Genomic DNA, 8,491 nt, shown 5'->3' on the forward strand with positions numbered 1-8,491 from the left:
GTCCGCTCCCGCTCCGGTTCCCGACCCCCGGGGAACGGCCCCCGGGGAAGGGGTCGCCTCGGACGGAGAGGGAGCCACTCCATGAGCGCAGCACAGCCCTCGTCGCCCGATGCCGTGCCCGCCGAGACCGGGACCGTCACCACGGCCGTCCCGGCCCGTCTCGACCGGCTGCCGTGGTCGCGCTGGCACTGGATGATCGTCATCGGCCTGGGCACCGTCTGGATCCTGGACGGGCTGGAAGTGACCATCGTCGGCAATGTGGCCGGCCGGCTCGCCGAGCAGGGCAGCGGGCTGGACATCACCTCCGCCCAGGTGACCGGCACCGCCGCCGCGCTCTATGTGGCCGGCGCCTGCTCGGGCGCGCTGTTCTTCGGCTGGCTCACCGACCGCCACGGCCGCCGGAAACTGTTCATGGTCACTCTGGTGGTCTATCTGAGCGCCACCGCGCTGACCGCGCTGTCCTTCGAGTCCTGGTGGTTCTTCCTCTTCCGGTTTCTGACCGGCTTCGGCATCGGCGGCGAGTACGCGGCCATCAACTCCGCCATCGACGAACTGATCCCGTCCCTCTACCGGGGCCGGGTGGACCTGATCATCAACGGCAGCTACTGGCTCGGCGCGATCGGTGGCGCGCTGCTGTCGATCGTGATGCTGGACACCGCGATCTTCCCGAAGGACCTCGGCTGGCGGCTCAGCTTCGCCCTCGGGGTGGTCCTGGGCCTGGTGATCCTGCTGGTCAGACGGCATGTCCCGGAGAGTCCACGATGGCAGTTCATCCATGGCAAGAGCACGGAGGCCGAGGCGCTCGTCTCGTCCGTGGAGCGCGAGATCGAGCGGGAGAGAGGCGAGCCGCTGCCGCCGCCGGCCGGTGAGATCACCATCCACCAGCGCAAGAGCATCGGTTTCGGCCTGGTCGCCAGGACGGTCTTCCACAGCTATCCCCGGCGGGCCGTCCTCGGCCTGTCGCTCTTCATCGGCCAGGCGTTCCTCTACAACGCGATCACCTTCGGCTTCGGCACCATCCTGATCACGTTCTTCGACGTGCCGACCGGCGGCACCGGCTACTATTTCGCCGTCATCGCCGCGGGCAACTTCCTCGGCCCGCTGCTGCTCGGCAGGCTCTTCGACACCGTCGGCCGCCGGATCATGATCTCCTCCACCTACATCGTCTCCGGCCTGCTGCTGTTCGGTACGGCCTGGCTCTTCGACCGCGGCTCGCTGTCGGCGGTGACGATGACGGCCTGCTGGTGCGTGGTGCTGTTCTTCGCCTCGGCGGGCGCGTCCAGCGCGTATCTCACGGTCTCCGAGATCTTCCCCATGGAGACCCGCGCCATGGCCATCGCCTTCTTCTACGCCCTCGGCACCGCCGCGGGCGGCATCAGCGGACCGCTTCTGTTCGCCGACCTCACCGCGTCCGGCGTGGTCGGCGACACCGCGCTCGCCTTCCGGATCGGCGCGGGCCTGATGTGCGCGGCGGGCCTGGTGGCGGCGTTCCTGGCGGTGAACGCGGAGCGCAGGTCGCTGGAGGACATCGCGACGCCGCTGTCGGTGGTGCCGGCGCCGATGGCGGGGCCGAAGGACGCGGTGCCGTGAGGGGTGGGTGGGTGGTGGTTGGTCAGGAGGCGTGATTGTCCGGACGCGGGGTGGGCCGGGTGCGCGGCTGTCCAGATGCGCGGTTGTCCGGATGCACGGTTGTCCGGATGCGGACGAAGGGGCTGGTCTTGATGAGCGTGCGCAGGGTCGTGCCGAATGTCCGGGTGGAGTCCGAGGAGGCGATGCGGGCCCACCGTGACTTCTACGGCCTGCTCGGCCTGGCGGAGGTCATGAACATGGGCTGGGTGACGACCCTGGCGTCCCCCACCTGGCCCACCGCCCAGATCAGTTTCTTCACGGAGGAACGCACCGCGCCCGTCGTCCCCGACCTGAGCGTGGAGGTCGAGGACATCGACGCGGTGTACGCACAGGTGCGGGCGGCGGGCGCGGAGGTCGTACGGGGGATACGGGACGAGGAGTGGGGCGTGCGGCGCTTCTTCGTGCGGGCGCCCAATGGGTGGGTGGTGAATGTGCTCAGCCATCGGGCGGAGGGCGCGGCCGGGGCGGAGGGCTGAGCGCCCCCTGGTCCCGTCGGGGGCGTCAGCGCAGGTGGGTGCGGAAGAAGGACGCCAGTGTGGTGAAGCTCAGGGGTGGCTCGGTGCCGGTACGGGTCGTGCCGCAGCCGCGTGAGGTCTGCACGGTCCGCTCGGGGTAGGGCTCGGACAGCGCGCCGGAGAACGGGAAGAAGTGGTCCTGGCCGTGCAGGGTGAAGAAGCCGACCTTGCCGCAGGACGCCTTCAGCGCGGAGAAGAGCAGCTGGCTCTGGGCGAGCGGGATGAGCGTGTCGGCGTCGCCGTGGCCGAGGAGGAACGCCGGGGGACGGCGGCTGGACGCCAGATGGGTGATCGGGTTGGCCTGCTCCAGCACCTCGGGGGCGCAGGACGCCAGCCCGGCCGGGCAGCCGAGGTAGCCGGCCGCCGCCGGGTCGAGGGCCGGGTTGCCGATCAGCGCGGTGAGGTCATGGGGCCCGGAGAGGTCCACCACGGCGTCGACGCAGCTGGAGGGTCCCGTCGTACCGATGGAGCCTTCGAGCGCGGGGACGCCGCAGCTGGTGCCGACCAGGGCGGCGATCTGGCCGCCCGCCGATCCGCCCCACAGGCCGACCTCGCCGCTCAGCCGGTAGCCGGAGGCGTGGGCGCGCAGATAGCGGATGGCGGCCTTGACCTCGTGGATCTGCTGGGGGAAGCGAGCGCCGGGGACGAGGGTGTAGTTGACGGACGCGACGGCGAAACCCTGTTTCACCAGCGAGTCCCACCCCGGAATCCGCTGCAACTCGCTCTTGTCCCCGCCGAACCAGCCGCCCCCGTGGACATACACGACCAGCGGCAGCTTCTTGCGGGCGCCGTCGGGGACGTAGAGGTCGAGGGTCTGGCCCGGGGCGGCGGCGTAGGGCAGGTCGGCGTGGGTGGTGTAGGTGGCGGGGCCCGTGGGGCCGGCGGGGGCGGTGCGCTCGGCGCCGCTCGCGTCCGTCGCGGTGACGAGCGCGCCGAGGCAGGCGGCTGCGGCGGCGACCAGGGCGACCAGCTGTCGGGTACGGCGTCCGGGCCTCGGGCGGGACGGGAGAGCGACGGCGTGCATGGGTGACTCCTCAGCCTGGGGGGAGGGCAGCCTCGGGGGATTCGGGAGATTCCGGGATTCCCCTCGCGGGAGTCGAAGGTAAAGTGGAGAAGATATCTCCACAAGGGTGTGCGCAGGGATTCGTCCGGTCGTCGTCCGCTCGTTGCCCCTTCGGGCAGATGCCCGCCAGGCGCGATCCGGCGCCCGGCACCGGCCGTCCGGCGCCGGCTACGCGCCCGTGGTCGACCCCGGTCGCACGATCATCAGCACCGTCACCGTGGCCCACAGCAGATTGAAGATCCCGGTGAACATGGCCAGCCGTACGGTCGTCCCGCGCGTCCCCTGCCCCTCCACCAGCGCTTCCTGCCGGGGCAGGACAAGGGCCAGCAGGACGGCGGCGGCCAGCCCCGTCAGCACGATCGACGTGATCAGCCAGGCGTCCCCGAGCACTCCCATGGCCAGGCCCGTGGCCAGCCCGAAGACCGGGACGACGATGCCGAGGGCGCCGTACGCCCGGCAGATCCGGTGCAGCAGCGCCACCGTCCCGGTCGCCCCGGGGTCGTCCGGCGCCTCCAGGGCGCGGCGCGCGGCGGGCGGGAACATGCTGGCCGCGACGGTGACGGGCCCGATGGCGATGATCGCGGCGAGGACGTGGACGGAGAGCAGGAACTTGGTCACGGGCACCGAGGCTAGGCAGCTCCGGGACGGGGGAGAAGTGGCGAGGGTGCCATGCGTCAACGGATTCTCGCCAGACTCCTGCTCCCTGCCCCTACCCTCGGGCCATGCACACCGTGGCGGTACTCGCACTGGACGGGGTCGTCCCCTTCGACCTCTCGGCACCGATCGACGTGTTCGGCTGGGCGCGGCTGCCGGACGGGCGGGAGGCGTACCGGGTGCGGGTCTGCTCGGTGCGCGAGGAGGTGCGGGCGGGCCCGTTCACGATCCGGGCGCCGTACGGGCTCGAACTGCTCGCCGAGGCCGACACGATCGTGCTGCCGGGCGTCGAGGACCCGCCGGAGGTGCTGCCGCCCGGCGTCACCGAGGCGCTGTGCGCGGCGGCGGCGAACGGCACGCGCATCGCGTCGGTGTGCGTGGGGGCGTTCCTGTTCGCGGCGACGGGACTGCTGGACGGGCTGCGGGCGACGACCCACTGGTTCGCGGCGCCGGACCTCGCGGCGCGCTATCCGAGGGTGACCGTCGACCCCCAGGTGCTGTACGTCGACAACGGCCAGTTCCTGACGTCGGCGGGCGCGGCGGCGGCCCTGGACATGTGCCTGCACCTGGTGCGCAGGGACCATGGCTCGGCGGTGGCCGCGCAGGCGGCGCGGATGGCGGTGATGCCGCTGGAACGGGAGGGCGGGCAGGCCCAGTTCATCGTGCACGACCTGCCCCCGGCCCCGGCGGGCGCCACGATGGAACCGCTGCTGCGCTGGATGGAGGAGCACTGCGACCGTGACCTCGCCCTGGAGGAGATCGCGGCGCGGGCGGGCATGAGCACCCGCACCCTCAACCGCCGGTTCCGGGAACAGACCGGGACGACGCCGGTGCGGTGGCTGCACCGGGCGCGGGTGCGGCGGGCGCAGCATCTGCTGGAGACGACGTCGTACTCCGTGGAGCGGATCGCCGGGCAGGCGGGGTTCGGGTCACCGACGGCGTTCCGGGAGCGGTTCCGCCGGGTGGTGGGGACGAGCCCGCAGGCGTACCGGAGGGCGTTCCGGGCGGGGTGAGGGCGACCGGGGACGGGGTGGTGCAGGCGCGTGGGTCGGCGACCCGCCGGGGTGAGTGGGCGGGGCCCGGCCCGGTTTCAGGCGCGTGGGTCGGTGACCGCCGGGGGTGAGTGGCCCCGGGCCCGGCCCGGTTTCAGGCGCGTCGGTCGGCGACCGCCCAGGAGGCGAGGGCGACGGCTCCGGCGACACCGAACACGGCGGGCCAGGCGCCGACCTTCTTGGCGAGCGGGTGGGACGCCCCGAACGCGACGACGTACCCGGCGGTCAGCCCGCCCGCGGCCGTCCCGCCGGCCCGCGCCCGCCACTGGGCGGCGGCTGCGGCGCCCGCGACGGCCAGCACGACCCCGCCCAGCTCGCGCTTCTTGGTCCAGCGGGCGACCCCGTACCCGCCGACGAGTCCGCTCGCGGCGACGAGCGCGCTGGGGACCTTGGCCATCGGTGCCTCCTGAGGACGAGGGTGTGTGGCTTCGAGGCTAACGCGCGGGTGGCGGCGGCCCCTCGGGCGCCCCCGCGCTCACCCCGACGGACCTTGACCTGCCCAGTCCCTGCGCACGATCACCGGCACGACGGACGCCGACCGAGCCCCGAGCGGGGGCATGTCTCCGGTCCCGTATGTCACAGCGGCGAGGCCTGTCTCGTCACAGCGGCGGAGGCCGGAGACATCCGGAGACACCAGAGAGACCAGAGACATCCGGAGACCTTCCAGGACCTGGGAGCTGATGTGAATCTCGCGCTGTGGAACTGTGGATCGCCGCCGGACTGCTCGCCACCGTCGCTCTGACCGGCGGTGCCGGCAAGTCGTTCGTGCCCAGGGAGAAGCCGGCCGCTGGAGCCTGCTGATGATCGGCGCGATGATCAGCCACGGCCGACGCGGGGAGTCGGCGTTCGTATTCCTGAATGTCGGCTACTTCGCCCTGGCGGTGTTCATCGCGTGGGGCCGCATGGGACCGGAACCCTTCACCGGCTGGAGGAGCCCGGAGGAGCCCGGAGGAGAGCAGCATCGTCGGCTTCGGCTAGAGAAAGTCCGACCAGACGGCGACCGTGGGCAGCGGATCCCACGGCCCCCCGTCGTCCAGCCCCCCGAACTCCCGCTCGACGTAGTCCACCAGGTGATCGCTGTGACAGCGGATCCCGGTGCCCCACATCGACAGCACGGGATGCTCGTACGATCCGGCCCCGGCCGGCAGGAAACGGTGACCGTAGAGGGGGACCATGACGGGGGCCTGGGCCAGTTTGCGCCGGGCCATGTCGACGGCGGCCCGCGCACCGCGAGGGCGTGCCCCGAACGCCCCCGTGTGCCAGCCGCCCAGCTCCACCTCCCGCAGTACCTCCCGTACCGGCCACTCCAGCCGGTACCGCAGATCCTCGGGGTCGCCGTCGCGCCAGTCGGGCCAGGGCAGCTCCCAGGCGGCACCGCGCTTCAGCGGCGCGGCGAGCGGCAGCCCCTCGGCGAGGAAAGCCCGGTGATCGTCGGCGAACTCGAAACCGTAGGCGCTCTCGATCCTCCGGAACTCGGCCTCGCTCAGTCCGGCCGCGATCTCGCACCCGGGAATCGCCGCGAGCCGCCGAGCGGCTTCCTTCCCCAGCCGGGCACCATCCGTATCAGCGTCAGCCATTCGGGCAACGTACACAGGGAACGGCGGGACGACCTCTTGAATCGGCCAGCGCGCCGGAACGCGGGAACCCCGCCCGGTATGAGACCGGACGGGGTTCCACGAGTTCGGAGAGACTCAGCCGACGTCGGCGTTGCGGGCGAACGCCACCAGTCCGGCGAACGCTCCGGCCGAGAGCATCAGGACCGGACCGTCAGCGCGCTTGCTGTCCCGGACGGGGACGACGCCGGTGGCGGAGGCGTTCGACGGGGCCCATTCGACGCAGGAACCGCCGTTGCCGCTGTACGAGGATTTGACCCAACGGAGAGAGCGAGAGTCGGTCGTCACGGGGTGCCCTTTCGTGCCTGAGTGATCATGTCTACAGACGCCGCTTGGGAGAGCGCGTGTGCCTGCATCTGATGGTAGGCCCTCAACAGGGGAACCACGGCTGTGGTTTCGCGGTCCATGTAACCGTGCGTCTGCGACTCGACGTAGGAGATCACGGAGCGATCAGACAGGGTCAGTAGATTGACCAGTCTGTTGAACGGCCGGGCCTCGCCAATGGCATAGGGCGCGATTTGGAGCACGGTGTTCGACTCCTCCGCGAACTCGACCAAGTGCGCCAACTGCCGATCCATCACCTCAAGCCCCCCGATAGGCCGACGGATACAGCTCTCGTCCAGCACCGCGAACAACAGCGGGGTCAGAGGCCGAGCCAAGGCGGCTTGCCGCTCTATCAGGAACGTGACCCGTTCCTCGGCCTGCTCGGCCGTGATGGAGCCTCGCTTTACGTTGCTCGCCTCAAGGGCCGTCGCGTACTCCTGTGTCTGGAGCAATCCAGGGATCAACCCGGAATCGAACAGCCGAATCTCTGTGGCCCTCGCCTCGTGCTTCACATACTCCGGGAAGCCTTCCAGATGCGCGCCGTGCCGGATCTCGTCCGCCGCGCGCTCGAACGTGTCCGTGGTCCCTTCGAGGCCGAAGGCGATATCCGTACTCCGCGAAAAGCGCCGGGTCGGAGGCTTGCGACCAGTTTCCACCGCTGAAATGTGCTGACTGGAATATCCCGTCAGGGCGGCAAGCTCCTCCTGGGTCCAGCCGCGCGCCTCTCGTGAGCTGCGTAAACGGGCGCCGTACGCAGCTTCGGGGCTGCTCTCTGGGTTCAACTCCTTGCGATTCAAAGCGCGATGACCAACCCTTCCTTCTCCCCTGCCAACTTGATTGGTCCGCCACTCTAGCCCACGCTGACTCCACCCGGTAGTGGAACCGCTACGGAGAGGAGTGGTCCGCGTGGACATCAGCGACGTGGGCGAAGTGGGCACCCTGCCAAGGGTGTTGGGCTCGTGGGTTCGGAGCGCGATGGCGGGGGGTGCGGTGTGGTCTCGCTGATCAAACAAGCCCGGCCCCGGCCTCGGGTGTGTGGTGCCACCGCGTTGATGCCGGTCGGTCTGATCGCGGAGATGTTCGCGTCGGTCCACGATTCCAGCACCCCGTGCAACGTGCGGCCGGTGCTGCGCTGCCTGCTCCAGGAGCATTCCGGGGGCCGTCACCACGACCTGGCGTGGGAGCTGGAAGACGCGACCGCGGGCGAGGTGTGGGCCCAGTGGGCGGACGGCCGGCGCCCCGACACGTTCCAGGTCGTCCCCGACTGCAACACCCTGTCCGGGCCGACCCCGAAGGACGAGGCGTGCATCCTGTACGCCGGGCATCCGGGGTGCCACACCTGGCAGTACACCGACCCCGAACACGAAGCCATCGAGAACAGCCCCGAGTTCCAGCGGGCCCTCTCCACCCTCCTCAAGGCCACCCGGTGAACGCCGGGACCCCGCCCGCTCCGGGCGCCTCCCGCATGACCATCGAGACGTATCGGGTCCGGCCGGACGGCGAGCGCGTGGACCGTACCCGGACACGCGTCTACCGGCCCGGACCCGGCCCCCTCACCCTCGCCGACACCCTCCGCTGGCCCCCCTGCCACTGCCCCCACTGCCGCACCGGCGACGGACCACCCGGCACCCGGTAGCCGTC

At 71.0% G+C, this 8,491-nt stretch carries 11 protein-coding genes; 5 read left to right on the plus strand and 6 right to left on the minus strand.

Translation table 11 applies throughout. From position 1 onward, the window contains the following. Positions 1-81 precede the first annotated feature (81 nt). Together ACFXAZ_RS00875 and ACFXAZ_RS00880 are read left to right on the plus strand one after the other, a co-directional pair. Entirely contained in the window at positions 82-1,590 is a 1,509-nt protein-coding gene (locus ACFXAZ_RS00875; protein WP_384582941.1) for an MFS transporter, read from the plus strand. 131 nt (positions 1,591-1,721) lie between these two features. Further along, a complete protein-coding gene (locus tag ACFXAZ_RS00880; RefSeq protein ID WP_384582944.1) occupies positions 1,722-2,105 on the plus strand; it encodes a VOC family protein in 384 nt (127 codons plus the stop codon). Positions 2,106-2,130: 25 nt separating this feature from the next. On the opposite strand, the gene ACFXAZ_RS00885 is transcribed toward ACFXAZ_RS00880, so the two are convergent. Both ACFXAZ_RS00885 and ACFXAZ_RS00890 read right to left on the minus strand, forming a co-directional pair. Beyond that, complete coding sequence (locus ACFXAZ_RS00885) at positions 2,131-3,168, minus strand: alpha/beta hydrolase fold domain-containing protein (RefSeq protein WP_384582947.1); 1,038 nt, start codon at positions 3,166-3,168, stop codon at positions 2,131-2,133. A 207-nt stretch (positions 3,169-3,375) separates the two neighbouring features. Beyond that, entirely contained in the window at positions 3,376-3,825 is a 450-nt protein-coding gene (locus tag ACFXAZ_RS00890; protein ID WP_384582950.1) for a hypothetical protein, read from the minus strand. A 104-nt stretch (positions 3,826-3,929) separates the two neighbouring features. On the opposite strand from ACFXAZ_RS00890, the gene ACFXAZ_RS00895 reads away from it, so the two are divergent. After that, a complete protein-coding gene (locus ACFXAZ_RS00895) occupies positions 3,930-4,874 on the plus strand; it encodes a GlxA family transcriptional regulator (protein WP_384582953.1) in 945 nt (314 codons plus the stop codon). A 133-nt stretch (positions 4,875-5,007) separates the two neighbouring features. On the opposite strand, the gene ACFXAZ_RS00900 is transcribed toward ACFXAZ_RS00895, so the two are convergent. The 4 genes from ACFXAZ_RS00900 to ACFXAZ_RS00915 form a co-directional block, all read right to left on the minus strand. Then, positions 5,008-5,310: a hypothetical protein gene (locus ACFXAZ_RS00900; RefSeq protein ID WP_384582956.1), complete on the minus strand. Its 303-nt coding sequence runs from the start codon at positions 5,308-5,310 to the stop codon at positions 5,008-5,010. Positions 5,311-5,887: 577 nt separating this feature from the next. Next, on the minus strand, positions 5,888-6,490 hold the full coding sequence (locus tag ACFXAZ_RS00905) for a hypothetical protein (protein WP_384582959.1): 603 nt from the start codon (positions 6,488-6,490) through the stop codon (positions 5,888-5,890). A 114-nt stretch (positions 6,491-6,604) separates the two neighbouring features. Next, a complete protein-coding gene (locus ACFXAZ_RS00910) occupies positions 6,605-6,814 on the minus strand; it encodes a DUF397 domain-containing protein (protein WP_384582962.1) in 210 nt (69 codons plus the stop codon). Then, positions 6,811-7,647 (minus strand): helix-turn-helix domain-containing protein, encoded by an 837-nt coding sequence (locus tag ACFXAZ_RS00915; RefSeq protein WP_382681428.1) that lies wholly within the window; start codon positions 7,645-7,647, stop codon positions 6,811-6,813. Before ACFXAZ_RS00915 ends, ACFXAZ_RS00910 begins: the two co-directional genes overlap by 4 nt. A 255-nt stretch (positions 7,648-7,902) precedes the next feature. Here ACFXAZ_RS00915 and ACFXAZ_RS00920 point away from each other — a divergent pair, with 255 nt between their 5' ends. Together ACFXAZ_RS00920 and ACFXAZ_RS00925 are read left to right on the plus strand one after the other, a co-directional pair. Continuing rightward, positions 7,903-8,280 (plus strand): hypothetical protein, encoded by a 378-nt coding sequence (locus ACFXAZ_RS00920; RefSeq protein ID WP_384582966.1) that lies wholly within the window; start codon positions 7,903-7,905, stop codon positions 8,278-8,280. Between the two features lie 35 nt (positions 8,281-8,315). Further along, the gene (locus tag ACFXAZ_RS00925) at positions 8,316-8,486 is read left to right on the plus strand and encodes a hypothetical protein (protein WP_384582969.1); all 171 of its coding nucleotides are present in this window, start codon (positions 8,316-8,318) and stop codon (positions 8,484-8,486) included. Positions 8,487-8,491: the final 5 nt, after the last annotated feature.

Source organism: Streptomyces sp. NPDC059477, assembly GCF_042749375.1.
Lineage (GTDB): Bacteria > Actinomycetota > Actinomycetes > Streptomycetales > Streptomycetaceae > Streptomyces.

Coding starts and splice junctions, on each gene's coding strand:
- ACFXAZ_RS00875 (WP_384582941.1), top strand. CDS start 82: ATGAGCGCAGCACAGCCCTCGTCGCCCGATGCCGTGCCCGCCGAGACC.
- ACFXAZ_RS00880 (WP_384582944.1), top strand. CDS start 1,722: ATGAGCGTGCGCAGGGTCGTGCCGAATGTCCGGGTGGAGTCCGAGGAG.
- ACFXAZ_RS00885 (WP_384582947.1), bottom strand. CDS start 3,168: ATGCACGCCGTCGCTCTCCCGTCCCGCCCGAGGCCCGGACGCCGTACC.
- ACFXAZ_RS00895 (WP_384582953.1), top strand. CDS start 3,930: ATGCACACCGTGGCGGTACTCGCACTGGACGGGGTCGTCCCCTTCGAC.
- ACFXAZ_RS00900 (WP_384582956.1), bottom strand. CDS start 5,310: ATGGCCAAGGTCCCCAGCGCGCTCGTCGCCGCGAGCGGACTCGTCGGC.
- ACFXAZ_RS00905 (WP_384582959.1), bottom strand. CDS start 6,490: ATGGCTGACGCTGATACGGATGGTGCCCGGCTGGGGAAGGAAGCCGCT.
- ACFXAZ_RS00920 (WP_384582966.1), top strand. CDS start 7,903: ATGCCGGTCGGTCTGATCGCGGAGATGTTCGCGTCGGTCCACGATTCC.
- ACFXAZ_RS00925 (WP_384582969.1), top strand. CDS start 8,316: ATGACCATCGAGACGTATCGGGTCCGGCCGGACGGCGAGCGCGTGGAC.